The organism is Limnobacter sp., from assembly GCF_964228395.1.
GTDB lineage: Bacteria > Pseudomonadota > Gammaproteobacteria > Burkholderiales > Burkholderiaceae_B > Limnobacter.
This window is the reverse complement of sequence record NZ_CAXQZX010000139.1, coordinates 1-24255: the sequence shown is the minus strand read 5'-3', so window position 1 is coordinate 24255 and position 24255 is coordinate 1. Positions and strand designations below refer to the sequence as shown.

General features: G+C 57.1%; 26 protein-coding genes. 19 read left to right on the top strand and 7 right to left on the bottom strand.

Features of this window, described 5'->3' with window-relative positions; all coding sequences use genetic code 11:
• Positions 1 to 33: 33 nt before the first annotated feature.
• Genes ACEQU8_RS11870 through ACEQU8_RS11855 form a run of 4 tightly spaced genes read right to left on the bottom strand, consistent with a single transcriptional unit; the run spans position 34 to position 2616 of the window.
• Positions 34 to 546 (bottom strand): VacJ family lipoprotein, encoded by a 513-nt coding sequence (locus ACEQU8_RS11870; protein WP_372521244.1) that lies wholly within the window; start codon positions 544 to 546, stop codon positions 34 to 36.
• 10 nt (positions 547 to 556) lie between these two features.
• Positions 557 to 1030, bottom strand: coding sequence for an outer membrane lipid asymmetry maintenance protein MlaD (mlaD, locus tag ACEQU8_RS11865; RefSeq protein ID WP_370263841.1), 474 nt, complete (start codon positions 1028 to 1030; stop codon positions 557 to 559).
• 15 nt (positions 1031 to 1045) lie between these two features.
• On the bottom strand, positions 1046 to 1831 hold the full coding sequence (mlaE, locus tag ACEQU8_RS11860; protein ID WP_370263840.1) for a lipid asymmetry maintenance ABC transporter permease subunit MlaE: 786 nt from the start codon (positions 1829 to 1831) through the stop codon (positions 1046 to 1048).
• Positions 1828 to 2616: an ABC transporter ATP-binding protein gene (locus tag ACEQU8_RS11855; RefSeq protein WP_370263839.1), complete on the bottom strand. Its 789-nt coding sequence runs from the start codon at positions 2614 to 2616 to the stop codon at positions 1828 to 1830. The genes mlaE and ACEQU8_RS11855 overlap by 4 nt, the downstream gene beginning before the upstream one ends.
• Before the next feature lie 196 nt (positions 2617 to 2812).
• Between ACEQU8_RS11855 and ACEQU8_RS11850 the strand changes: the two genes are divergently transcribed.
• From ACEQU8_RS11850 to ACEQU8_RS11815, 8 genes are read left to right on the top strand one after another with little or no spacing between them, the layout of a single operon-like run.
• Complete coding sequence (locus tag ACEQU8_RS11850; protein ID WP_370263836.1) at positions 2813 to 4789, top strand: hypothetical protein; 1977 nt, start codon at positions 2813 to 2815, stop codon at positions 4787 to 4789.
• The gene (locus ACEQU8_RS11845) at positions 4786 to 5757 is read left to right on the top strand and encodes a GspE/PulE family protein (RefSeq protein WP_370263835.1); all 972 of its coding nucleotides are present in this window, start codon (positions 4786 to 4788) and stop codon (positions 5755 to 5757) included. The genes ACEQU8_RS11850 and ACEQU8_RS11845 overlap by 4 nt, the downstream gene beginning before the upstream one ends.
• Positions 5747 to 6739 (top strand): type II secretion system F family protein, encoded by a 993-nt coding sequence (locus ACEQU8_RS11840; protein WP_370263833.1) that lies wholly within the window; start codon positions 5747 to 5749, stop codon positions 6737 to 6739. The genes ACEQU8_RS11845 and ACEQU8_RS11840 overlap by 11 nt, the downstream gene beginning before the upstream one ends.
• Positions 6739 to 7644, top strand: coding sequence for a hypothetical protein (locus ACEQU8_RS11835; protein ID WP_370263830.1), 906 nt, complete (start codon positions 6739 to 6741; stop codon positions 7642 to 7644). The genes ACEQU8_RS11840 and ACEQU8_RS11835 overlap by 1 nt, the downstream gene beginning before the upstream one ends.
• Entirely contained in the window at positions 7641 to 8252 is a 612-nt protein-coding gene (locus ACEQU8_RS11830; RefSeq protein ID WP_370263829.1) for a hypothetical protein, read from the top strand. Before ACEQU8_RS11835 ends, ACEQU8_RS11830 begins: the two co-directional genes overlap by 4 nt.
• Positions 8249 to 9418: a hypothetical protein gene (locus ACEQU8_RS11825; RefSeq protein ID WP_370263828.1), complete on the top strand. Its 1170-nt coding sequence runs from the start codon at positions 8249 to 8251 to the stop codon at positions 9416 to 9418. Before ACEQU8_RS11830 ends, ACEQU8_RS11825 begins: the two co-directional genes overlap by 4 nt.
• Positions 9402 to 10136: a type II secretion system protein gene (locus tag ACEQU8_RS11820; protein WP_370263827.1), complete on the top strand. Its 735-nt coding sequence runs from the start codon at positions 9402 to 9404 to the stop codon at positions 10134 to 10136. The genes ACEQU8_RS11825 and ACEQU8_RS11820 overlap by 17 nt, the downstream gene beginning before the upstream one ends.
• Positions 10133 to 10765, top strand: coding sequence for a type II secretion system protein (locus ACEQU8_RS11815; protein WP_370263825.1), 633 nt, complete (start codon positions 10133 to 10135; stop codon positions 10763 to 10765). The genes ACEQU8_RS11820 and ACEQU8_RS11815 overlap by 4 nt, the downstream gene beginning before the upstream one ends.
• A 31-nt stretch (positions 10766 to 10796) precedes the next feature.
• On the opposite strand, the gene ACEQU8_RS11810 is transcribed toward ACEQU8_RS11815, so the two are convergent.
• Positions 10797 to 12755, bottom strand: a complete 1959-nt coding sequence (locus tag ACEQU8_RS11810) for a cation:proton antiporter (protein ID WP_370263844.1) — start codon at positions 12753 to 12755, stop codon at positions 10797 to 10799.
• Between the two features lie 138 nt (positions 12756 to 12893).
• On the opposite strand from ACEQU8_RS11810, the gene ACEQU8_RS11805 reads away from it, so the two are divergent.
• From ACEQU8_RS11805 to rapZ, 10 genes are all read left to right on the top strand, one after another.
• On the top strand, positions 12894 to 13886 hold the full coding sequence (locus ACEQU8_RS11805; protein WP_370263824.1) for an SIS domain-containing protein: 993 nt from the start codon (positions 12894 to 12896) through the stop codon (positions 13884 to 13886).
• Between the two features lie 2 nt (positions 13887 to 13888).
• The gene (locus tag ACEQU8_RS11800; protein WP_370263823.1) at positions 13889 to 14425 is read left to right on the top strand and encodes a KdsC family phosphatase; all 537 of its coding nucleotides are present in this window, start codon (positions 13889 to 13891) and stop codon (positions 14423 to 14425) included.
• A complete protein-coding gene (gene lptC, locus ACEQU8_RS11795) occupies positions 14368 to 15009 on the top strand; it encodes an LPS export ABC transporter periplasmic protein LptC (RefSeq protein ID WP_370263822.1) in 642 nt (213 codons plus the stop codon). Before ACEQU8_RS11800 ends, lptC begins: the two co-directional genes overlap by 58 nt.
• The gene (lptA, locus tag ACEQU8_RS11790) at positions 15006 to 15545 is read left to right on the top strand and encodes a lipopolysaccharide transport periplasmic protein LptA (protein ID WP_370263820.1); all 540 of its coding nucleotides are present in this window, start codon (positions 15006 to 15008) and stop codon (positions 15543 to 15545) included. Before lptC ends, lptA begins: the two co-directional genes overlap by 4 nt.
• Entirely contained in the window at positions 15542 to 16297 is a 756-nt protein-coding gene (lptB, locus tag ACEQU8_RS11785) for an LPS export ABC transporter ATP-binding protein (RefSeq protein ID WP_370263818.1), read from the top strand. Before lptA ends, lptB begins: the two co-directional genes overlap by 4 nt.
• A 14-nt stretch (positions 16298 to 16311) precedes the next feature.
• Positions 16312 to 17838, top strand: coding sequence for an RNA polymerase factor sigma-54 (locus ACEQU8_RS11780; RefSeq protein WP_370263816.1), 1527 nt, complete (start codon positions 16312 to 16314; stop codon positions 17836 to 17838).
• A gap of 46 nt (positions 17839 to 17884) precedes the next feature.
• Positions 17885 to 18211, top strand: coding sequence for a ribosome hibernation-promoting factor, HPF/YfiA family (hpf, locus tag ACEQU8_RS11775; RefSeq protein WP_370263814.1), 327 nt, complete (start codon positions 17885 to 17887; stop codon positions 18209 to 18211).
• 110 nt (positions 18212 to 18321) lie between these two features.
• Positions 18322 to 18792 (top strand): PTS sugar transporter subunit IIA, encoded by a 471-nt coding sequence (locus tag ACEQU8_RS11770; protein WP_370263811.1) that lies wholly within the window; start codon positions 18322 to 18324, stop codon positions 18790 to 18792.
• Positions 18793 to 18799: 7 nt separating this feature from the next.
• A complete protein-coding gene (hprK, locus tag ACEQU8_RS11765; protein ID WP_370263810.1) occupies positions 18800 to 19789 on the top strand; it encodes an HPr(Ser) kinase/phosphatase in 990 nt (329 codons plus the stop codon).
• Positions 19790 to 19806: 17 nt separating this feature from the next.
• Positions 19807 to 20670, top strand: a complete 864-nt coding sequence (rapZ, locus tag ACEQU8_RS11760) for an RNase adapter RapZ (RefSeq protein ID WP_370263807.1) — start codon at positions 19807 to 19809, stop codon at positions 20668 to 20670.
• Here the strand turns inward: rapZ and mutY are convergent.
• The gene (gene mutY / locus ACEQU8_RS11755; RefSeq protein WP_370263806.1) at positions 20620 to 21783 is read right to left on the bottom strand and encodes an A/G-specific adenine glycosylase; all 1164 of its coding nucleotides are present in this window, start codon (positions 21781 to 21783) and stop codon (positions 20620 to 20622) included. The two genes, rapZ and mutY, sit on opposite strands and share 51 nt — an antisense overlap.
• Positions 21780 to 22598, bottom strand: a complete 819-nt coding sequence (gene mutM, locus ACEQU8_RS11750; protein WP_370263805.1) for a bifunctional DNA-formamidopyrimidine glycosylase/DNA-(apurinic or apyrimidinic site) lyase — start codon at positions 22596 to 22598, stop codon at positions 21780 to 21782. The genes mutY and mutM overlap by 4 nt, the downstream gene beginning before the upstream one ends.
• A gap of 102 nt (positions 22599 to 22700) precedes the next feature.
• Here mutM and ACEQU8_RS11745 point away from each other — a divergent pair.
• The coding region (locus ACEQU8_RS11745) for a tetratricopeptide repeat protein (protein WP_370263803.1) at positions 22701 to 24255 on the top strand (1555 nt) is incomplete at its 3' end.

The following is a 24255-nucleotide window of genomic DNA, read 5'->3' as shown; positions in this document are numbered from 1 at the left end:
ACGGCATACGAGATCTACCAGTGTGACTGGAGTTCAGACGTGTGCTCTTCCGATCTCAAAGCGGGCAGGCGCATCACGCAAGCTGCTTGGGCCAAAAAAAGGCAGAACCAAGTATGGCCCCGAGCCCACCCCCCAAACCCCTAGGGTTTGGCCAAAGTCTTCATCGTTCTTGAGGAAACCCAATTCGGTGGCAGGGTCAGCCAAGCCAACAATACCGATGGTGGTGTTGATCGCAAAACGGGCGAGGTCACTGCCAGCCGCTTTGGGCTTGCCTTGCAACAGGTTGTTTACAGCCACCGCCACATCGTCGAGATTGCTGAAAAAATTGCCGATCACGGTTTGCACCTCGGGCGGAGTGATGGCGTTGTAGCCCTTGGCCAAGGGCTTAACCGCCACCTGGTCGACCACCTGGTTGAAGCCATCCACGGAGCGGTTCAAACCCTCCAAGGGGTCAGCTTCGGAAGGAGCCCGCATGCTGGTGCAGGCCGTGCCGTAGACCAGCACAGCACCGGCCAGCACAATATGTCGAATGGAAGAAGGTAACACTGCTTTCCCCTTATTGCTTCTCGGATCCACCCTCGGAAGCCTTGCTGAACAGGAACTGACTGATCAAGTTTTCCAGAACCACGGCCGATTGCGTGCGCGCAAATTTTTGACCGCCCTCCAGGTTTTCTAGCGCGCCGCCGGCTTCAATGCCAACATATTGTTCGCCCAACAACCCAGAGGTCAAGATTCTAGCCGAAGAGTCTTCAGGAAATTCAAAGCCCTCTTGCAGATCGAGCGCCACCACCGCGCGGAATGTGACAGGGTCCAGCGTGATGCTGGCCACGCGACCGACGGTGACTCCGGCGCTTTTAACAGGCGCCCGTGGTTTTAGGCCACCAATGTTGTCGAATTCTGCGGTAACCCGGTACTGGGCCCCGGTGGTAAACGAACTTAAATTGCCGGCCTGCAACGCCAGAAACACCAAAGCGAGCGCTCCAATCAGAACAAACAGGCCCACCCAAAAATCAACTGCAGTCTTTTTCATCTTTAGCAATCCGTTTTAAATGCTGAACATCAGTGCGGTGAGCACAAAATCCAGGCCCAAAATAGTGAGGGACGAAATCACCACCGTGCGTGTGGTGGCCCTGGACACCCCTTCTGGCGTGGGTTGGCAAGCATAACCTTGATACAGGGCGATCGCATTAACGGCCACGCCGAATACTATGCTTTTGATCACGCCGTTCAGAATGTCGTCCCGCACGTCTACGCCAGCCTGCATTTGGGACCAAAAAGCCCCGGCATCGACGCCAATGAGCAACACGCCCACCACATAGCCGCCCACAATGCCGACAGCACTGAACAAAGCCGCCAGAATGGGCAAAGACACCAAACCCGCCACCCAACGAGGGGCCAATATGCGGGCCTTGGGATCCACGGCCATCATCTCCATGGCAGTGAGTTGTTCACCAGCCTTCATCAGGCCGATTTCAGCTGTCAGCGAGGTTCCCGCCCGACCGGCAAACAGCAATGCCGACACCACTGGGCCCAATTCACGCACCAAAGAAAGCGCAACCAACAAGCCAAGGGCTTGTTCGGCCCCATACCGATTCAGGGTGTAATAGCCCTGCAAGCCCAGCACGAAGCCAACAAACAGACCCGACACCACGATGATGATGAGGGAGTAATTGCCGATGAAATGAATTTGATCGACGATCAGGCGCGGCCTTAACAAAGATTTTGGCAACAACACAAAAAGCCCGCAAACAAAGCGGGCAAACACCCCAAGGCCAGCCACGGTGGCAATGGTGGCGGCGCCTAAGCGGGAAATGAACAGCACGGGGTTCATGCGAAATCCTTCTGCAAGTCGCTGGCTGGGTAGTGAAATTTAACCGGTCCCTCAGGTAAGCCGCGAATAAACTGCTGCACGTAGGGATCGGAATTGGCCTCCACTTCCTTGGGCGTGCCTTCGGCGAGCACCTTGCCGCCGGCAATCACAATCACATGGTCACTGATCGCAAATGATTCGTGAATGTCATGGGTCACCACCACCGAGGTGGCCCCCAACGCGTCATTCAGGGTGCGAATCAAATTGGCCGTGATACCCAAAGAGATTGGATCAAGCCCGGCGAATGGCTCATCATAAAAAATCAGTTCTGGGTCTAAGGCCACAGCACGGGCCAGGGCCACGCGGCGACTCATGCCTCCAGAAATTTCAGAGGGCATGAGGTGGCTGGCCCCACGAAGCCCCACCGCATGCAGCTTGAGCAACACCAAATCACGAATGGCGGACTCTGGCAGGTCGGTGTGCTCACGAAGGGGGAAGGCCACATTGTCGAACACGCTCAGGTCGGTGAACAAAGCACCAAATTGAAACAACACACCAATGCGTTTGCGGAAAGCGTAAAGATCGGCCGTAGACGCTTTGACCATGTTTTGCCCCAGCACGGCAATTTGCCCCTTGTTCACCGGGTATTGCCCGCACATTAGCCGCAACAAGGTTGTTTTGCCTGAACCAGAACCACCCATGACAGACACCACCTTGCCCTGCGGTATGCGCAGGGAGATGTCCTCCAGGATGAGGCGTTCGCCGTAACCAAAATCAACGTTGTTTAATTCAGCAACAAAGCCCATTGGGGCTCCTTCAGGGGCATTGGGGTTGACCCGTATTGTAACTCGAAGCCACCAAGCATTCTTTGTGAAGGCGCAGTAAAAGCCTGTCTCCCTCAAACGTGGTGATGGTTTCACTCCTTTGGCATGACCACAAATCATGGTTTTGGTTTCAAGCATTTAGGATTCGGCTGTTTCTAGCCCCTTGCGGATTTTCGACATGCTGCGTGTGTTTTTGTGTTGTGCCCTCGCCCTGGCTGGCTGCGCAGCACCCACCAGCACCCCCCATGTCAATACGCCCAACTTGGCTGAAGCCACCTTGGACACCGCCAAACCCATTCAGATCGACCCATGGTTTTGGGCCGATCGGGTTCGCCATCAGGCCAAAAATTGGTTAAGTCATCCAACAACATTCAACCTTCGATTGGACCAAATGCCTGCCAGCCATGTGCTGGAGCTGTTGGCGCAAGAATTGGGGGTGGGTTACGACATGGATCAGTGCGCTCAAGCCAAAGTCAGCCTGCACGGGCAAGACATGACATTGGCGCAAATCATTGAAAGCCTGGAGGCCCAGAGCAACAGCCATGTGGCGATGCAGGGAAAGCAGTTGTTATTCCGCTGCCAAACTGAGGAGCTTCGCATTTATCACCTGGATTACCTGACCACCAGCCGCAGCATGACTGACCGCTCCAGCCTGAGCTCGGCCATTGCGAGCACTCAACGCGACCTGCCGGTTCGGGAAGACACGGGCAATCGTTCGGAGTTGAGTTTACTTAACACTCAGTCGCACGACATCTGGCAAAACATTGCGCTGCAAATTGAGCAAATCATTGGGGCCGCAGCCAAGCAAAGCGAGGTGATCACACGCGAGCGGCAAATTAACGAAGCCCAAGACCGAAACTTTGCCAGCCGGCGCACCCCCTCATTGCGCCCCTCCCGAAGCGATCGAAACAGCGCCACCGCCGTGGACCTAACGCGCAGCGACATCACTACCACCCGAAAAGAATACCGGTCTGGCCGGGTCATCGCGCACCCAGAGTCTGCCAGCGTAGCCGTGCTGGCCACACCTCGCGAGCACCAGCGCGTGTTGCAGTGGCTTAACCAGATGCAGAACCGCGTCAATCGGCAAATTGTGATTGAAGCGCTCATCACCGAGATAAGCCTCAACGAGCGCTACGAGCGAGGCATCGATTGGAATGTGCTGCGCAACAACGGCGTGCGCGCTGGCTTGGCCATACAGGGCTTGAACTTTGGCAACGCGGGCACTGTGTTGCAATTTGGGCGAAACACAGGCAATGCGGAAACGCAGGTGGTGCTTCGTTTGCTGGAGGAATTTGGACAGGCCTCGGTGCTTTCGTCACCCCGCGTGGTGACCATGAACCAACAACCCGCCGTGCTGAAATTCATCGACAACCGGGTGTATTTCACCACCGATGTGCAAACCAGCGCGCCCACCACCAACACGCCAGCTTTTTCGGTGTTTACCACACAGGTTCAAACGGTGCCGGTCGGCTTTTTGATGACCGTCACGCCTCAAATTGCCAACGACCAAACCATTCAACTGCGCGTGCGCCCCACCCTGAGCCGCATTGTTGGCTTTGTACAAGACCCCAACCCCGCCCTTCGGCAATTAAACATCGTCAGTGAGGTCCCAGAAATACAAACCCGAGAGCTGGAGTCGATTCTAAGACTTCGCAGCGGCGAAATGGCCCTGCTGGGTGGCTTGCGCCAAAAAGACAACCGCTCCCTGGAGCGAGGCATACCCGGCAGCCCAAATGCCCTGAATTTGCTTACTGACAGCGTTTCTCGGCAACACAATCACATTGAGTTGGTGATTTTGCTCAAGGCGACCACCGTGGACGCACCGCAAGCCCTATCGGCCAGTGCAGCTCACAACATTGGCGATCTTTCAGGCCCTTTGCGAACCCTCAACCAGCAACTGGCTTTTGGAAACCAGTTGCAACTGGCACAGCAGCATGCAGAGGCAAGGGCCTTGCTTGAGCTATTGCACCACGAGCACCCCCACGCCCCAGAGCCCGCATACAACCTGGCCTTGTTGCATGCCCAGCAAGGCCAGCACACCGATGCACTGCAATGGCTGGGCGTGGCCACTTCGCGCTGCCAAACCCTGCAATGCGACTTGCCTTTGCTACAAGTAAGGGCTCTGTTGAGCGCGAACAAGCGAGTAGTCCCTTGAGTTCAGTTCAAGCCATTGAAGAGGCCCTGCATGGCAGCTTGCAACACATCGCCGACGCACTGATTGCATGCAACGCTTCAGATCTTCACATCACCCCAGACCCCAAAGGATACTCGGTGCGCGCCCGCTGCCATGGGCACCTCAACGCCCTGCGGGGTTTGTCCACCGAACACGGACGCGGGCTTGTGCAAACTTTCAAAGCCGCGGGCAAAATGAATATTGCCGAAACGCGGCGTCCACAGGACGGCAGGCTCAGTCTGCCCCATGCCGAATTGCGCCTGGCCTGCCACCCCAGCTTGCATGGGGAAAACCTCGTGGTCCGGGTGCTGGCTCGCCAAAGTGCGTGGTCACTGAATTCGCTTGGCTTTTGCCCCAAGGTGCACAGCGATATTGAGCACATGTTAGCCCCCAGCCAAGGTCTGGTGTTGGTGTCTGGCCCCACAGGCAGCGGCAAAACAACCACTTTGCATGCGATGATTCAATCGCTGGGCGCCAAAGCTGGGCGAATTGCCACTTTGGAAGACCCGGTCGAAATCATCAACCCCCAAGCGCTTCAAACCGACCTGTCACGCCTACCCCATTTGGATTTTGCGGCAGGCTTGCGATCGTTGATGCGACAAGACCCTGACACCATTCTGGTCGGTGAAATCCGCGACGAGGCCACCGCCGAGCTCACCCTGCACGCCGCACTCACTGGGCATCGGGTGTTTGCGTCCATTCACGCAGGCGACTGCCTGGGCACCCTCTGCAGGCTTTTGGAACTGCAAGTGGCATGGCCCAGCCTGTTGAATTGCTTAAATGGTGTCCTGAATCAACGCCTGATGCCGGGCAACCCTGGCGCACAACGCGTTATCAAAGCGCAGTCGCTTTGGATGGGTCAACTCCCAAGACATCGCCGCGCCAGCCTCGTAAGCATGGCCGACATACATAGCGTCTACACACTTCAAGGTGACTTGAATGTGGATTAAACGCGGGCCAAGCACCGTGCAATGGCAAGAATGGATGCGCCACTGGGCCGAGCTTAATCGGGTGGGGCTCAGCGCCGTGGACGCTCTGCTGCTTAGCCGGGAGCTTCAGCCACAGCGGGGCCGCAACACCCTTAGACAAACGCTTGGCCAAGTACAACGCGCGCTTGAAAGCGGCATGGACCTGGTTCAAGCGTTTCGCTTTGCCGTCAAAAACCTGCCGGCACCGCTTCTCACCGCGCTTCAATGCGCACAAGCCTCGGGCAATCTGGCAGAAGCGCTAGACCTACAATTACTGCGCTGGATCAAAACCACCGAGGCCACGAGCCAACTGTTGCGCAGCCTTTTTTACCCCGCTTTGGTGCTGGTGTTGAGCCTGGCTTGCTGGGGTGTGATGGCCCATGTTGCCCCCATGCAAGCACAAACTCCACAGGCACCTTCGCAGCCAACGCTTATCGCTGGAGACTGGGCGAACTTTCTGATGGCCGGGGGCGTTCTGGGTTTGCTGTTGATCTTGCTCACCAAAAAACTTCAGCCGCCCAAAGCTTTGGTGGAACAACGCCACCTCGACCCCCGGCACGACCTACACCTCGCATCGCATTTCCACCTGATGGCCTGCGAGCTCGACGCGGGCATCGACATCCTTGAAACCCTCAAACCCAGGCCAGGGAACGCTACGGCCCTCAAGCTGTTTTTGGCCCAGGTGTCACGGTTGTTAAGCCAAGGCATGGGTTTGGCGCTGGCCATGGAAAAATCTGGCGCGCCGCCCTTCATGGTTCGCCAGGCGCGGATGGTGGAACACACGGGCAATATGGCCAGTTGCTTTCATTTGGCTGCCAAGGTGTTTGATTTGCGCGCCAGCCGCTGCCTGCGTCGCCTGCAGCTTGGTATGCCACCTGCCGCCCTGTTGATCAGTGCAGGCATTTTGATGATGGCCTACCAGCGCCACATCGCCCCGCTCTACGCTGGATTGGGTGGCCTGTAATGAATCAACCCCCGTCCGACCTGTGGTTGATTTTGCCAACCAGCGACGCCAAGCAAGCGCCAGAAGTGATGCTGCTGCACAGGCGCGAACACAACGTGCTTGCGGGTCAACGCATGCCTTTCAATGAATTTGCAGACAGCGCGCTCGCCCTTGGCAGCTTTGCCCACGGGGACACCCAAGTGTTGATTGGACTCCCCGCCTGCACTGCCCTCAACGCTCAAAAAGCACAACACCACTGGGTGGGTGTAGCCCAACACCCAGACCGCTTGCTCATTCACCCTTGTACACCAGAGCACATCGAATGGATCGAAGTGTGCAAGCGCATGGGCAAGACACCGCGCGTGGTGAGCGCCAGTCGCCCCGAGGATCTGCGCAGTCAACCCTGCGAGCTTGTTCGCATGGCGCAAAGCGAATATGCGGTGTTAAGCGAAACCCACCGCGACGCCCACGACGACCTTCAGGGGAATGGCTTGAATGCAAAGGCAATGGCACGGCTACACCTTGGCTGGTATTTGAAGGCATGCCCAGGCCACCAACCCATCCGTCTGGCTCTGGCAGCCGCCTTGTTGTGCGCCGTTGCAAGCACGATGGTGGCCGCCTGGCTGGCAGGCTCAGCCAGCCAGGCCACACAGGCCAATACGGTGCAGCAGCTTCAATCTGGCAAAACACACAAGCTGGGGCAAGCCAATGACGCGCCACCCATCGATTGGGCGGCGTGGCGCGTCCAGGTGCAAAAGTTTGGCAAGAATGAACGTGCCAACGTGGCGGACCTGGCCTGGACCTGGAACAACGCAGGTGAGGTATACAGCATTGCAAACCTGAACAAACCAAGAAAGCGACTGCCCAAAGGCTGCGAGCCGCTGAGCCACGCCGCCCAAGCCGTTTGCAGGACCAACGCACCATGAAACTTGCCAGGCATGTGCGCATCAATCGTCTGGCCCGTCTGTGCTTGGACATGGCCATCTTTTTGCTCGGGCTTGCCTTGTGTGTGCTCCACTTGCACAGCACATTGGGCCTCACCTTGCACCAGCACAACCAAAAAATGCAGGCCAAGTTGGCTGCAGCCAATCTCCAGGCGCAAACCCACAGCGCAGGCCAGGCGAGCTTGCAACACGGCCAAACCCCAGACGAGGCAAGCCTGTGGCAAGATCTGGCCGCGTGGATCAATACCCATCAAGCACAGCAAGGGCATTGCAGGGTGGGGCAAGTTGAGCTGGGCACCTACCAGTGGTTTTGCCTGGGGTTTAACGTCAAAGAGCCGGCTGAACCAAGCACACACCGACTCAACTTTGAACCACCCGAGGGCGCAATACTGGCCGCCCCTCAGCCCCTGATTACGCAACACAACGCGAAAACCCGCACCAAGGGGCGGTTCGCTCGCGCCAATCACGAAACACCAACCCATGAGACCGAGCCCCCACCACCCACAAAACCAGCCTTTGGTTGGGTTGATCTGCCTTCAGGACGAATCCATTTCGATCCCAAGACGCAGCGCTGGCAGGCACAACCATGAGGCGAATTGGCGAACTCACCAAAGCCCGGGGCCATGCCATGCTGCTGTTGCTGGTTTTGCTCGCACTGGGGGCGCTTGCGGCAGGTCAATCGCAGGTGATTCAACACGCACGGTCTTTCCAGCAAAACAATCAGGCCCTACAAGAGCACCAGAGCCTGCAGACTGCCCGCGAGGCCTTGCTTGCCTTTGCCGCCCGGCAGGGTATGAACCAACACACACAGCCGGGCCACCTACCCTGCCCGGCGCTAAGCCCAGAAGGGCCTGCACAAACCACCTGCCTGAATTCAAACTGGGGCTGGCTGCCCGGCCAGTCGGTGGTCAAAATCAACTACCTCAACCCCGGCTTGGGGGCCCCGTACAATGCCAAGCAACTGGGTGTGGGCAAGTCGTGGCAATACGCGGTGTCGGCCCAGTTGCTTCAGCCCAATGCATTGGGCTGGAGCCAGTGGGTTGATTTCTCAAAACCGGCACTCACCGTGCAAACCGAGCAAGGTGTATTTACACAGGTTGCAGCTGTGTTGGCACAGCAAATCCAACCCATCGGGCCAAACACTTTTGGTGTGCAAGGCCCACACCAGGTCATCCCCGTGCAAATGCTGCAAGCCACCTTGCGGAACAATTTGCAGCAAGCCGCCGAATTGGTCGTGCTAACCCACGCCGCCCAACATGGGCCCGGCTGGCACCCCAGCCACGCACCGGAGACCTTGCAACAGCAAACCCCACAACTGTGGCGCGCTGTAGACCCCCAATGCGAATGCCGCTGTACACCGACCCGGTGCACCTGCCAATGCCCACAAACAAAAGCCACATGGAGTTCAAAAGCGCCATGCCTGCAAGGCCAAACGCATTGTTTGACTGACGCGCGCGGACCGTCCATTTGCCAAGCCCAAGCTGGGCAGAGTTGTATTTTTTTGGGCCCTGCACACCTACACAGCTTGTGGCCAGTGTCGCGGTATTTGCCGGCAGCGGGTGCCGGGCGCGCATGCCAGCCCACCAACACTTACGCCTGCCCACTCAGCAGCAAAACTGGGCAGGCCTGCGAATGCAAACACGGTTGGCCCAGCAACATTTACCCCATGCTAAACCAGGTCCTGCTTGTTGACGATGGAAAACCAAACTGGCGGGTTTTGCTCAATCCGGAGGCAGCCCATGCCACAACACCATAACCATGGAATGGCCTTGCTGGAAGTGCTATTGGCCATGGCAATTGCAGCCCTGGTGCTGGCTTCGGTACAACGTGGCTTGGCGACTTACAAAGCCCAACGCGAACAGACCGAGCACATTGCGAGGTCTGTCCAACTTGTTAGCCATTTGGAAGGTTTTGTGCTGGCCACGGGGCGCCTGCCCTGCCCCTCAGCCCATGGCAACGGCCATGAAGACCGCAGGGCAGATGGCATTTGCAATACTTACCAAGGCTGGGTGCCCACCGCCAGCCTCGGCCTGCCAGTACAAACCCTGCCGTGGCGATTTGCAGTGGCCAGTTTGAATGACGCTGGCCCTCCAGCAGCGCACAGCCTGGTGAGCCAATACCCGCTTGCTTTGCTCAGTTTGCCGCAGCTTGGTGAGGTTATTTATGCTCCCCCCACCTCGGGCAGCAGTGTGGGGCAAGGGCCCCTGCCTGCGCTGCATCTTTGCCTTGCACATGGCACGACCCCTTTGCCGCCCGCACAGTCCCGTGGCTGCCAAGCCCTGCCCACCCACAGCGTGAGCGCAGTGGCTGTGCTCATTCCTCCCTCTGACACCGTCAACCAACACCGAAGCCATCAGTTTTTTATCAACCCCAATCTACCCCACCACAACCCAATCTGGCTCTCGTTTGAACGCTTGAGCTGGTTGTGGCTGCAAAGAGGTGGGCTTATCAGCCTCACAGGATCACAACAATGACCACTTCACGACAATACGGATTTTCTCTGCTTGAACTCGCCATCGCCCTCGCGGTGTTGGCAATTCTGGCCGGCGGCGTGCTCAAAGGGCGCGAACTGCTCAGCAGCGCCCGCGTACAAGCAACCCTCACCGATCTTGCCTCGCTTGAAACAGCATTGGCCGCCTTTCAATCGCGCTACGCCGCCCTGCCCGGCGATTTTATTGCTGCGCAAGCGGCCGGACTGCAAGGATCTGGGGGCAATGGCAACAGCCTGATTGAAGGCGAGGAGGAATGCCAAGTGTTTCAGCACCTGCAAGCTTCCGGATTTATTCAAGGCAGCTATGCCACACCCGCCCAAGCTGGCGCGGACTGCGCCCGCACTCAATTGATGCGCAATGAGTTTGGTGATGAATACCGAATCAGCCATGCGTTTTCTGGCCCGAGCAGCCCGGAAAACGCACTGGCCATTCGAATTGGGCAGGCTGTGCCCGTGGCCCAACTGGCCGAACTGGATCGCAAATTAGACGACGGCAACCCCCTGCGCGGCAGCCTGCAGGTGGATGCAGCCGAAGTGGATTTGTGTGTCAGTGGCAACGCATGGGAAGAGGCCAATGGCATGGAATGCACTGGCTACTATTTTTTGCGTTGATGCGCCACGCCGGGCCGTTGTGGGCAAACCCTCAAATACGCCGCCCCAACACAACACTCTCGGCTTGAGCCAATGCATCGGGCTGACCCTTGAGCACCAAAATATCCCCTGCCTCCAGGCGCGTGTCGGGCGAAGGGTCTCCGCCACGGATGCCACGGCGGCGAATAGCGTTCACCTCCACACGCAAATCGAGCAAGCCCAACTCGTGCAGACTTTTGCCCACACCGCTGGCGCCCGGTTCAACAAACACCGAATGTAAGCGAACCCACTGGTTTTCAGGGGTGTCGGCTTCGTCGTCCACACCGCGAAACACACCCCGGAACATTTGGTAACGCGACTCTCGAATACTGCGAATTTGCTTCACCACCCGTGACACTGGCACACCCAGTAACATCAAAGCCTGCGAGCCCAACATCAAGCTGCCCTCAAGAATTTCAGGCACAACCTCTGTGGCCCCGGCGGCGGTGAGTTTTTCAAGGTCACTTTCGTCGTAAGTGCGCACCACCACAGGCACGTTGGGTGCCAAAGCGCGCACAGCCAACAACACTTTTTCGGCGACTTTGAAGTCTGCAAAAGTAACTACCACACACGAAGCGCGCAACAACCCCGCTGCCACCAGTGTTTCGCGCTTGGCTGCATCGCCAAACACCACCGAGTCACCTGCTGCAGTGGCCTCGCGAATGCGATCCGGGTCGAGGTCTAGTGCCACATAATCCAGGTCTTCGCGATCGAGCAGGCGAGCCAAGTGCTGCCCGCTACGCCCAAAACCGCAAATGAGCACATGCTTTTGGGTGGCAAGGCTTTTTTGGGCAATTTGGTGCAACTCGAGTGACTTTTGTAACCATTCTTGGCTGGAAAATCTCAGCACAATCCGGTCGGCGTGTTGAATCATGAAGGGCGCAGCCAACATCGACAACACCATGCTGGCAGAAATGGTTTGCAACCAGGCATCGGGCACCAGGCCATAGCCCGCCGAACCGGTGTTGGCCAGCAATACAAAACCAAATTCACCCGCCTGCGCCAGGTAAATGCCTGTACGCATGGCAGTGCCGCTGTTGGCACCAAACAGGCGCGCCAACACGGCGATCAAAATCCCTTTGGCCAACACTGGGAAAATGGTGAGCACAATTACCCAATACCAGTTTTGGAACACAACCTGCGGATTAAGCAACATGCCGGTGGTGACAAAAAACAGCCCGAGCAACACATCGCGAAAGGGCTTGATGTCTTCTTCCACCTGGTGCTTGTACTGGGTTTCTGCAATCAAAATACCCGCCACAAAAGCGCCAAGGGCTAGAGACAATTCAGCCAGCTCGGTCAGCCAAGCCAGGCCCAAGGTGATCAACAACACATTGAGTACGAATAGCTCTTGCGACTTGCTGCGGGCAACAAAAGTCATCCACCAGTTCATCATGCGTTGGCCAAACACCAGCATCAAGCCCAGTACCAGTGCGGCTTTGACCACAGCCAGGCTCAAAGTGACCGTCAGGTTTTCTGAACCCTGGGCCAGGGCAGGAATAATGATCAACAGCGGCACCACCGCCAGATCTTGAAACAACAAAATGCCCATCACCTGCCGCCCATGGGGCGCGTCCAGCTCTAGCCGGTCGGCCAGCAACTTGCTGACGATGGCCGTGGACGACATGGCTGCAGCGCCGGCCAGCACAAAGGCCATGCTCATGGGAATGGGCGTAAAAAACCCCACCACCCAACCCAAAGCCAATACGCCCAGCATGGTGAGCACCACTTGGGCCAAGCCCAAGCCAAACACCACCCGACGCATGGCGTGCAGTTTGGGCAGACTGAATTCCAGGCCAATCGAAAACATCAGGAAGACCACCCCGAACTCGGCCAGGTGGCGGGTTTCGGGTGCATCGGGCACCACACCCAATGAGTAAGGCCCAATCAGGGTGCCCGCAAACAAGTAGCCCAACATGGCGGGCAACTTCCAGTGGCGAAACAGCGACACCGCCAAAACGGCGACCAGCATGAGTATTAAAGAAAGCTCTAATGCGTTGGGCACGTTGAATGCTCAAGAATTGAAGTGGATTGGCACGCGCTTTGCTATACTGCCCGAAAAACCAGACTGTCCCGAGCACAGCAACTTCGAAGTCTATCAGGGTCCACCATGCCACAAACGCCGTCAAACCTGGAGAATCGTGATTTTTTGGCCATGGCCAAAGAAGCGCTCAGCATTGAAGCCCAAGCGGTTTCTGCGCTGGGCGACCGTCTGGGCGAAGCTTTTGAGCAAGCCGTGCAAGCCATACTGCACTGCTCGGGCCGGGTGATTTTAATTGGGGTGGGCAAATCGGGTTTAATCGCCAAAAAAATTGCCGCCACCTTCGCCAGCACCGGCACCCCCTCCTTTTTTGTTCATGCCACCGAGGCCTCACACGGCGACCTGGGCATGATCACTCAGGATGACGTGGTCATTGCGCTGTCCAATTCAGGCAACACCGAAGAGTTGGTGGCTGTATTGCCAGCCATCGCCCGCCGTGGCGCCAAAATTGTTGCGATGACCGGCAAGCTGGATTCTGCCTTGGCGCGCCAAGCTGACTTGGTGCTCGATTGCGGCGTAGCCAAGGAAGCCTGCCCCTTGAACCTGGCCCCCACCGCCAGTACCACCGCCGCCCTGGCTTTGGGCGACGCTTTGGCTGTGGTGGTGCTGAAAGCCCGCGGGTTTTCCGAAGAAGATTTTGCATTATCCCACCCCGGCGGCAGCTTGGGCCGCAAGTTGTTGACCCACGTGAGTGACGTGATGCGCAAAGGCGACCGCGTGCCAGTGGTGCCACCCAGCGCCTCGCTTTCTCAAGCCATCCTGGAGATCACCAAAAAAGGCTTGGGCATGACCGCCATCGCCGGGCCAGACGGCAAGCTACAGGGCGTGTTTACCGATGGCGATCTGCGCCGTTTAATTGAGCAGGGCCTGGACTTGCGGGGCTTGCTGGTATCCGAAGTGATGAATGCGGCCCCCAAAACCATCTCACCAGACAAATTGGCTGTGGAAGCCGTTCGCCTGATGGAGGTGTGTCACATCAGCCAAGTGGTGGTGACCGATGAGCATCACACCATTGTGGGTGCTCTGAATTTCCATGACCTCTTTGAAGCCAAGGTGGTGTAAGCATGACTTCAACCCCCATCAAACCCCCAGCCAAGCAAGCCGCCGCTGATTTGCAACTGATGGGCTTCGACGTAGACGGCACGCTCACAGATGGCGGTTTGTATTTTGGCGATGAAGGCGAGGTGATGAAGCGCTTCAGCGTGTTTGACGGCCAGGGGCTTCGCCTGCTGATGGACCACGGCGTGAAAGTGGTGTGGATCACTGCGCGTTCCAGCGGCATTGTTGAAAAACGCGCCAAAGACCTTGGCATTCATCAGCTGGTGCAAGGTTGCAAAACCAAGCTGCAAGCCATGGATGACATTCGCAACAGCCTGGGCTTAAGCTGGAGCCAATGCGGTTTTTTTGGTGACGACTGGCCCGACTACCCTGTACTTAAACACGTGGCACTGGCGGCCACCACGCCACAGTCGCCCGAGGCCATGTTGGCCGCCAGCAACTGGATCAACCGCCGCCCGGCTGGGCACGGGGCGGTTCGCGAACTGTGCGACTTCATTTTGGCCAACAAACCCGGCTATACCAACCCTTGGGAATTGATGTGAAACTGCTTCGAGATTTTTTCGGGGTGCTTTCCCAGTTCATCCCCCTGCTTTTAACCTTCGCGCTGGCTGGTGCGTCTTATTGGTTCGCAGTGCAATCCGAAATGAACCTTTTTCGACTCTCTGGCAAGGCCGATCCAAACAGCGCAGACAGTTACCTGCGCAACTTCACCGTACAAAGCCACAACCTGAAAGAACAAAAATACGCCATGGTGCGCAGTGAATCTGCCGAACATACCCCCGCTGGCGATCGGTGGAACATCGTCAACCCCGACCTTGAACAGTTTGAGCCCGGCGATGTGGTGCTCAAAGGGGAAGCCAAGGAAGGCATCTACCTGATGGAAGAAGATCAGGTGATTTTAAGGAACAATGTGGTGGTCAACAGCCGAAACAGCGGTTTACTCACCGTCATGAAATCTGAAGAAATTGTGGTCGACAACCCCAACAACACCGTGAGCACTGACCAAAGCGTTGAAGTAACGCGCGGTCGCCAACAATTCAGGGCCAATGCAGCCACATTGAACAACGCCACCGGAGAACTACTGGCGCAGGGTTCGATCAAATTTCGCATGGAGGCCAAACCATGATGCAATATTTCACCAAACAGGCAAGCATCTGCCTGCTGGCTGTGGCCATGCCCCTTCAGGCCCTTGCCCTGGAGTCGGACAGGCAACAGCCCACCACCATCGATGCCAATGCGATGACCTACAACGAGAAAACCAACGTCAACGTGTTCACGGGCAATGTGCTGTTAACGCGCGGCTCGCTGGTCATTCGTGGGGACAAGCTCACGCTGGTTGAGCGGCCCGATGGCACTCAATTTGCCACCGTGGAAGGCAAACCGGCACGCTTTAAACAGCAACGGGACTCAAAAACCAGTGAGGTGTTGCTCATCAATGGCGCGGGCAACACCATTGAATTTGATGGCAACAAGTCGGTGGTCACCATCACTGGCAATGCGAGTATTCAAAAAAGCAGCGATGGGCAACTCACTGAATCCATCTCTGGCAGCAAGATCACTTACGAGCAAAACACCGAGTTCCTGAACGTGGTGGGCGCGCCCAACAACCAGGGGCAAACGCGCGTGCAAGCCGTCATCAAACCCAGACCCGTAAGCCCATGAGCAACACCCCCGCACACACCCTGACCGGCCAAGGTCGCTTGCAGGCCTTAAGCCTTCGCAAGGCTTACCGAAGCAAGCGGGTGATTGAAGATGTATCGCTGCATGTGGACACCGGCGAAGTGGTTGGCCTGCTTGGCCCCAACGGCGCGGGCAAAACCACGTGCTTTTACATGATCGTGGGCCTGGTGGCAGCCGATGAAGGCTACATCTGTCTGGAAGGGCAAGACATCACGCTCAAGCCCATTCATGAACGGGCACGCTCGGGCCTGTCGTATTTGCCCCAAGAGGCGTCTGTATTTCGCAAGCTCACCGTAGAAGAAAACATTCGGGCAGTGCTTGAGATCAACCCGCCCAAAGACAAATCGGTCAACGAAGCGCTTGAAAATTTACTCACGGACCTGCAAATCACGCACATTCGAACCTCCGTGGCGGCATCGTTGTCTGGAGGTGAGCGCCGTAGGCTTGAGATCGCACGCGCCCTGGCCACCTCCCCGCGCTTTATCTTGCTGGACGAGCCATTCGCAGGCGTTGATCCCATTGCTGTGCTGGAAATTCAGCGCATTGTGGCCTTTTTAAAGACGAAGGGCATCGGCGTGTTAATCACCGACCACAATGTGCGTGAAACCTTGGGCATATGCGACCGCGCATACATCATCAGCGCTGGGCGCGTGCTGGCTTCGGGCAGCCCTGACCAAATTGTGAAAAACGACGATGTTCGCCGGGTGTACCTGGGCGAACATTTCCGAATGTAGCGCCAAGGCATCGCATGAAACAATCGCTACAGCTCAAGGTTTCGCAAAACCTCACCCTCACCCCTCAACTGCAGCAGTCGATCCGGCTACTGCAGCTGTCTACGCTGGAGCTTCAGCAAGAGATCCAGCAAGCCCTGGCCGAAAACCCAATGCTGGAAGTGGCCGATGACGACGTGGGTGACACCGAGCAAACCGTCAGCCTGGGCACGAACAGCGAAATTCAAGACGGCAGCAACAGCGACAACTACGAACCCGAACCAGACCCACGCAAAACCCGCGAACAAAGCGATACCGACGCCACCGCCGATGCGGAAGGCAGCGAGCGCGAAGACCTGGTGCAACGCGAATCCATCGATTCCATTCAAGACAACTGGGAAGGCGACTGGCGCGACAACAGCGGAGCCAACGCCGACGGCGATGAAGAAAAACCTGGCCTGCAACTGGCCGCGCCCGATAGCAGCCTGCACCAGCACCTGGTTGAGCAACTGCGCCTGACCCAGGCCAGCGAACGCGACAAAAACCTGGTGCTGTGGCTGATCGATTACCTCAACGACGACGGCTACCTTAGCGCCGACCTGGAAGACCTTTGGGAAACCCTGCAAGAGGTGCCCGACCTGGAGTTTGAAGAGCTGCAGGCTGCGCTGCGCCTTCTGCAAAGCTTTGACCCGCCCGGTGTTGGCGCCCGCAGCGCTTCAGAATGTTTGATGCTGCAACTGCGCCAACGGCCAGACGTGCGCAAACACCCTGAGCTATACGCGCACTGCAACAGCATCGCCCAAGAGCACTTGGGCCTGTTGGCGCAGCGCGATTTTACAAAGCTTAAAAAAGCCTTGGGCATTGACGACGAGTTGCTCAAACAATGCCATGACATCATTCGATCACTCGAGCCCTTCCCGGGTGCGCGCTTCCGCCGCGTGGACGACGACCATGTGGTGCCCGATGTGATTGTTAAAAAACTCAGCGGGCAGTGGCATGTTCAACTCAACCCGGATGTGATGCCAAAAATTCGCATCAACGAGATGTACGCCTCTATTTTGCGTTCGCACCGTGGCCAAAGCTCACAGCTCAGTGCCCAGTTGCAAGAGGCCCGATGGTTGTTAAAAAACGTACAACAACGATTTGACACTATTTTACGGGTGAGCCAAGCGATTGTGGAACGCCAAATTGGCTACTTCAACCATGGCGAAATCGCCATGCAGCCCTTGGTTCTGCGCGAAATCGCCGATCTTTTGGGTCTGCACGAATCCACTGTATCAAGGGTAACCACGCAAAAATATATGTTGACGCCCTACGGGTTGGTTGAGCTAAAGTCTTTCTTCGGAAGTCATGTTTCCACCGACTCGGGTGGACAGGCCTCCAGCACGGCCATCCGTGCGCTCATCAAGCAACTGATTTCTGCGGAGGACGCCAAGCAGCCGATATCTGACAGTCAAATCGCAGACCTTCTCGGTCAACAGGGAATCGTGGTCGCAAGACGCACGGTCGCGAAATACCGGGAATCGCTCAAGATCCCCCCGGTGAACATGCGCAAGTCGCTATAACTCGGTACGAGAAAGCGGCCTTCGCAGCAACAAAAGGAGAGTCCGTATGAACTTGAACATCAATGGTCATCATCTCGAAGTAACTCCAGCCATTCGCAACTACGTGATTGAAAAACTGGATCGGGTAAAAAGGCACTTTGACCACGTCATTGATGCATCGGTGACCATCTCGGTTGTCAAACTGGTTCAAAGGGCAGAAGTTACGCTACACGTTCGAGGCAAAGACATCCACGCTGAAGCCAATCACGAAAACCTGTACGCCGCCATTGATGCATTGGCCGACAAACTGGACCGTCAGGTGCTCCGTCACAAGGACAAACTGACCAACCACAACAACGTTCCGCTGAAGCATCAAGCGGTAGAACTCGATTAAACCCCTGTATTTTCAGGGAAATCTAAAAGGCGGATTTCAATCCGCCTTTTCTGTTTTTATGGCGTATAATCGGCCCCACGATTTAAGTAGCGGGTATCAGGAACAACGCGATGAACTTGATCGCAAATCTTCTTCCACCATCCAACATCATGCTGGATGCGCAAGTCACCAGCAAAAAGCGCGTGTTTGAACAAGCCGGCTTGGTGTTTGAAAACAACCAGGGCATTGCGCGCTCCAAGGTGTTCGACAGCCTTTTTGCCCGCGAGCGCCTGGGCTCCACTGGCCTTGGTCAACAGGTGGCGGTGCCGCACGGCCGCATCAAGGGGCTGCGTGAACCCATCGCCAGCTTGGTCCGCGTTCAAGACCCCATTCCCTTTGACGCCCCAGACGGTCAGCCCGTCAAGCTGCTTATGTTTTTGCTGGTGCCCGAGAGTGCAAACCAGCACCATCTGGATATACTGTCAGAATTGGCTCAAATGTTGTCCGACAAAGACTTTCGCGACAAACTGATGACCGAAACTGATCCAGGTGCCACCCACCAGCTCATCGCCAATTGGGAGCCCTACCAACCCGCGAGTTAACACGCCCGTGAAGCAATTAAAAGAACTGATCGAAGCAAACCGTGACAAACTCAAGCTCGATTGGCTCGCGGGCAAACAAGGCGGCGAACGCCAACTCGACCTCAAGTGTTTTGCATCCAGCGACCTTGTGGGGCACCTCAACACCATCCACCCAGGCCGAATTCAAGTGTTTGGCCGCCAAGAAATTGAATACTTCTCGCGCATCGACGACGAGCGCAAGCAACACCAAATTGAAAAACTGATCGAAGGCGACCCACCCGCCATCATCGTGGCCGAATCATTTGCGCCGCACCCTTTGTTGAGCAATGCCTGCGACCAAGCCAATGTGCCCTTGTTGGCCACCCCCTTGTCGGCTGCTGAAATCATTGACTTCCTTCGCGTGTACATCAACAAATGGCTGGCACCAACCACCATGATGCATGGCGTGTTCATGGACGTCTTGGGCATGGGCGTGCTGATTTGCGGCGAATCGGGTTTGGGCAAAAGCGAGCTTGGCCTTGAGTTGATCTCACGCGGTCATGGCCTTGTGGCCGATGACGTGGTCGAATTTTCCCGCGTGGCCCCCAACCTCATTGAAGGGCGCTGCCCCGAGCTCATTCGCAACCTCATGGAAGTGCGTGGTGTGGGCTTGCTGGACATCAAAGCCATTTTCGGTGAAACCGCCGTTCGCCGCAAAATGCGGCTCAAACTGATCGTTCACCTCATGCGGCGCGCCTCCATGGAACTTCAGCAGGAGCGTTTGGTCACTGAAACACAGTTCCAAGAGGTGTTGGGCCTGCCCGTGCGCAAGGTCACTCTGCCTGTTGCAGCTGGCCGCAACCTCGCTGTGTTGTTGGAGGCCGCGGTACGCAACACCATTTTGCAGATGCGCGGCATCAACACCCTGGACGAATTCATGGTTCGGCAACAAAAGGCCATGCTGGCAGAATTGGGGGGAGCAGATGATGCCCCACCCGTGGCCGAACATGACCCCGATCTGGACCACGGGCACGACTAAACCAAAGCGAGGTGCACATGAAAGTGGTGTTGGTCACCGGCCTGTCTGGCTCCGGTAAATCGGTTGCCATTCGCGCCCTGGAAGACGCAGATTTTTATTGCATCGATAACCTGCCGCCGTCCTTCATTCCACAGGTGCTTAAACGGCTGGAGGCTGACGGCATCCTGCGGGTGGCCGTGGCAGCCGATGCCCGCACAGGCCGCGACATTGTGGACGTGCCTCACATGGTGGCAGGCCTTCGCGAACACGGCACCGATGTGCGGGTATTGTTTTTGAATGCTGACGACGAAACCCTGGTCACCCGGTATTCGGAAACCCGCCGACGTCACCCCATGAGCGCTAGGCTTGGCGAGCAAGCCACCGTCCAAGAATGTGTGGCTGCCGAGCGTGAAGCGCTGGAACCCCTGCGCGCCCTGGCCAGTTGCATCGACACCACGGGCCTGCTGCCCAATGCGCTGCGCCGCTGGGTGCTGGAGACCGTTGAAAGCAAAAGTGCACGCATCACGCTGGTGTTTGAAACCTTTGGCTTTAAAAAAGGCCTGCCCACTGACGCCGATTTGGTGTTTGATGTGCGCTGCCTGACCAACCCCTACTACGACAAAAGCCTGCGTCCTCTCACCGGGCAAGACACCCCGGTGCAAGAATTTATACAAGCTGACGAACGCAGCAGCGCCCTGATTGCCGACATTGAACAGTACCTGCGCAAATGGCTGCCTGCCTACTTGAACGAACAACGCAGTTACATCACCGTGGCCATTGGCTGCACGGGCGGCCAGCACCGCTCGGTGTATGTGGCCGAAATGCTGAGCAAAGCATTCACCACTCAGCCGCTAGCCGAGGTCGAGAGTGTTTTGCTGAGGCACCGCTCCATCAGCCAATAAAACAGCTTGAGCATGCGCCAAAAGTTTATGAACCACCTTGGGCACGGGCTTGGTCTCAAGCAGCGCTAATTCAAGGCCTGCTTTCTGTAGTCCCTGCTTGAGTTCCTCAGGAACATCCAGCACCACCACTTTGAAATGCATTTTCCGGTGGGTTAATTCGTGCACCATCCAGGGCTGAGACTGCAAAGCACCCGCCTGCCTGCGCAAAGCGAGTTGTAGCGGCGTGGGCAATGCGTACGTATTCGCCCAACGGCCACACAGATCCGCCAAGCAAGCCTCGTTCACCTGCGAATCACAGGGCAACAGGGGGGGCGTCCACAAGGAATGCCACACCCCTTTTTCGGTTTGCAGTTGCAGCCCCAGTGCCCCGCCGGGCGCGCGCAGTAACACGGCAAGGTAATACAGATTCGGCCTTGGTTTTTTGGGTTTGGGGGTGGGCAACTGCCCCACCATGCCCATGCGCAGAGCCTGGCAACTTTGCATCAGCGGGCACTGCTTGCAATTCGGGTTTTTGGGGGTGCACAGTGTGGCGCCAAGGTCCATGAGGGCCTGGTTGTATTGACCCGGGGCATCGGCGGGCACATTGCTGTGCGCCTGCACCCACAAGGCTTTCTGAATCTGGCTTTGGTCTGGATGCCCCTGCACCGCATAGTAACGGCAAAACACCCGCTTCACATTGCCATCCAGAATAGGTGCCTGCACGCCATAGGCCAGCGACGCAATGGCCCCCGCTGTGGAACGACCAATGCCGGGAAGACTTTCCAGCTCGGCCACCGTGCTTGGAAATTGCCCACCGAAACGCTCCACCACCTGCTTCGCGCAGGCGTGCAAATTGCGCGCCCGTGAGTAGTAACCCAAACCCGCCCACAACTGCATCACGTCTTGCTCAGAAGCTGCTGCCAAATGATGCACCGTTGGGAATGCCGACAAAAACCGGGCGTAGTAAGCCAGCACGGTGCTGACCTGGGTTTGCTGCAACATCACCTCGCTTAGCCACACTTTGTAAGCATCGCCCGTGTGTTGCCAGGGCAAATGCTGGCGGCCATGCGCCGCCTGCCAACGCACCAGCACCTGTGCAAATGCATCACCCTGCAGAGAATAAACTGCATTCAAAGCTGGCACCCCGGACAATAAAAAGTGCTGCGCTGGTTCATCACCCGCCGCTTCACCACAGCACCACACCGATGGCACCTCTGCCCCTCGCGGCCATACACATCGCAATGCAGCTGGAAGTGCCCCAGTTCCCCATCAATGGCCTGGAAATTGCGCAAGGTCGACCCCCCTCGCTCTATGGCCTCGCCCAACACAGCCACCACAGCGGCATGCAAGGCGTGCGCCTGCAATCGGCTGATGCGCCCAGCCGCCTTGCCGGGGCGAATGCGCGAGCGAAACAAGGCCTCGCATGCATAAATATTGCCCACACCCACCACCGCTTCACCGCCCAGCAGCAAGGCCTTGATGGACACTTTTTTTCCACGGGTGGCTTCAAACAAAGCCGCAGGGGTAAACTGAGGGTCGAAGGGCTCTGGCCCCAATCGACCAAACCGTGGGTAGGTCTGCTGCCAACCAGGCAAGGCCTGGGCGTATTCGACGCTACCAAACCGCCGCGGGTCGTTGTAGCGGAGCAGCTTGTTGTCAAACTGCCATTCAATGTGATCGTGTTTTTCCCAGGCCGTCCCGTGCTCCACAATGCGCATCGAACCCGACATGCCCAAATGCACCACCAAAGCATGGGGACCAAACTCCATCACCATGTACTTCGAACGCCTGGCCACGCGCACCAACACTTGCCCTTCGCACAACAGCACAGTGTTTTGCACCGGCCAGCGTAAGCGAGGTTCGCGCACCGTGCATTTCAACAGGCGCTGCCCTTCAAAATGCTGGGCCACGCCCCGCTTGGTGATCTCAACTTCTGGCAATTCAGGCATAGTGATAACAAACTCAGGCTGCCGGGGGCATCAACCCACCTGCAAGGGTTAATGTGATAAAAATGAAATGGGATTGACCAAACACAAATTGGGTTCAACAGTATGACTTGTTTTAAATGGCTTTCGCCCAGCGTTGTGGTGCTGCTGGGCGCTATGGTAGCAGGCTGCGCAAGCACTGCCGGGCCACAGGAGACCACTGGCACAGACAGCCACAATTTGCCAGAGCTCAACCAAAAAGCCTATGAGGCCCGCGTGGCCCAACTGGTCAAGGAAGACCCACTGTTTGCCCTGCTTACTGCCGAATTGGCCAGCCAGCGTGGCGACACTTACTCGGCCACCCTGGCCTACACCGAGGCGGCCAAACAGCAGAACAACCCCGAGTTGGCCCGCCGTGCCGTGGAAATTGCGCTCACAGAAGGCCAGGCCGACATGGGCTTGAAAGCCGCCGAGGTGTGGGTCCAATTGAGCCCCGAAGACAAGCAAGCCAAACGCACGGTGATGCTGCTTCAACTGGGCACCAACCGGGTGGATGAAGCCCTGCCCGCCGTTCGCGAATACCTGGCCGCCGTGCAGCAAAGCGAAAACGCTCACCCTGGCATGGCAGCGGCTTCGCCCGAAAAAGTGGCGCTGGAATTGCTGATGCGAATTCCGGACAAGGCCAAGGCCTATCAAACAGGCATTGCCCTGTTTGGCAACAACGCGGCCGATGTAGAAAGCCAAAACCTGCTGGCGCAAATTGCCCACGCTGCCGAGCAGCATGCACAGGCTGTTGACCACATGCAAAACGTGATCAACCGCTTTCCTCAAGAGCGGTTTTATGTGCAAATGGCGCAATTCATGGAAAAGCGCGATGGCAACACCGATGCCGCCATGGCGCTGGTCGGCCAACTGGCCGATCAACATCCCAACTGGTTTTCTGCTCGCCTTTACCTGGCGCGCAACCACACCCAGCTGGAGCAATGGGAGCAAGCCCGCCAGCGCTTTGCCGAAATGATCGCCCTGCAACCGGACAACACGCCGCTTTACTCCAGCCTGGGTTTTGTGCACAGCAAATTGGGCAATTACGACGAGGCAGTCAAAAATTTCGATGTGTACTTAAAGCGCATGCCCGCCCCTGAGCGGCAAAACGAATCGCTGATTCACGCCACCCTGTCAGACTTGGCCCTCCAAAAGCAAGACTACGCCACAGCCCTGCGCTGGCTGGATTCCGCACCCTACGCCAGCAGCGACCTCGACATTCAGCTTAAAAAGTCTGCACTGTTTCAAAAACAGGGCAACCACGTGGCGGCCAGCCGGGTATTGAACCAATTCAAAGCCGGCAATGAAGACGATGCTGTGCGACTTACCCTGGCCAAGGCCCAACTGGCCGAGGCACGCAAACTGCCCCAGCAGGCGGTGGAAGCCTTGGATCAGGGCTTGAGCACCTACCCCGACCAGCCCGACCTGCTCTATGAGCGCGCCATGGTGGCCGAAAGGCAAAACGATTTGCCAGCCGTGGAGCAATACCTGCGGCGGCTGATCGCCGTGCGGCCAGACAACCCCCACGGCTACAACGCCTTGGGCTACACGCTGGCCGACAAAAACATGCGCCTGGACGAAGCCTACACACTCATTCGCAAGGCCATTGAACTGGCCCCCAACGACCCCTTCATACTGG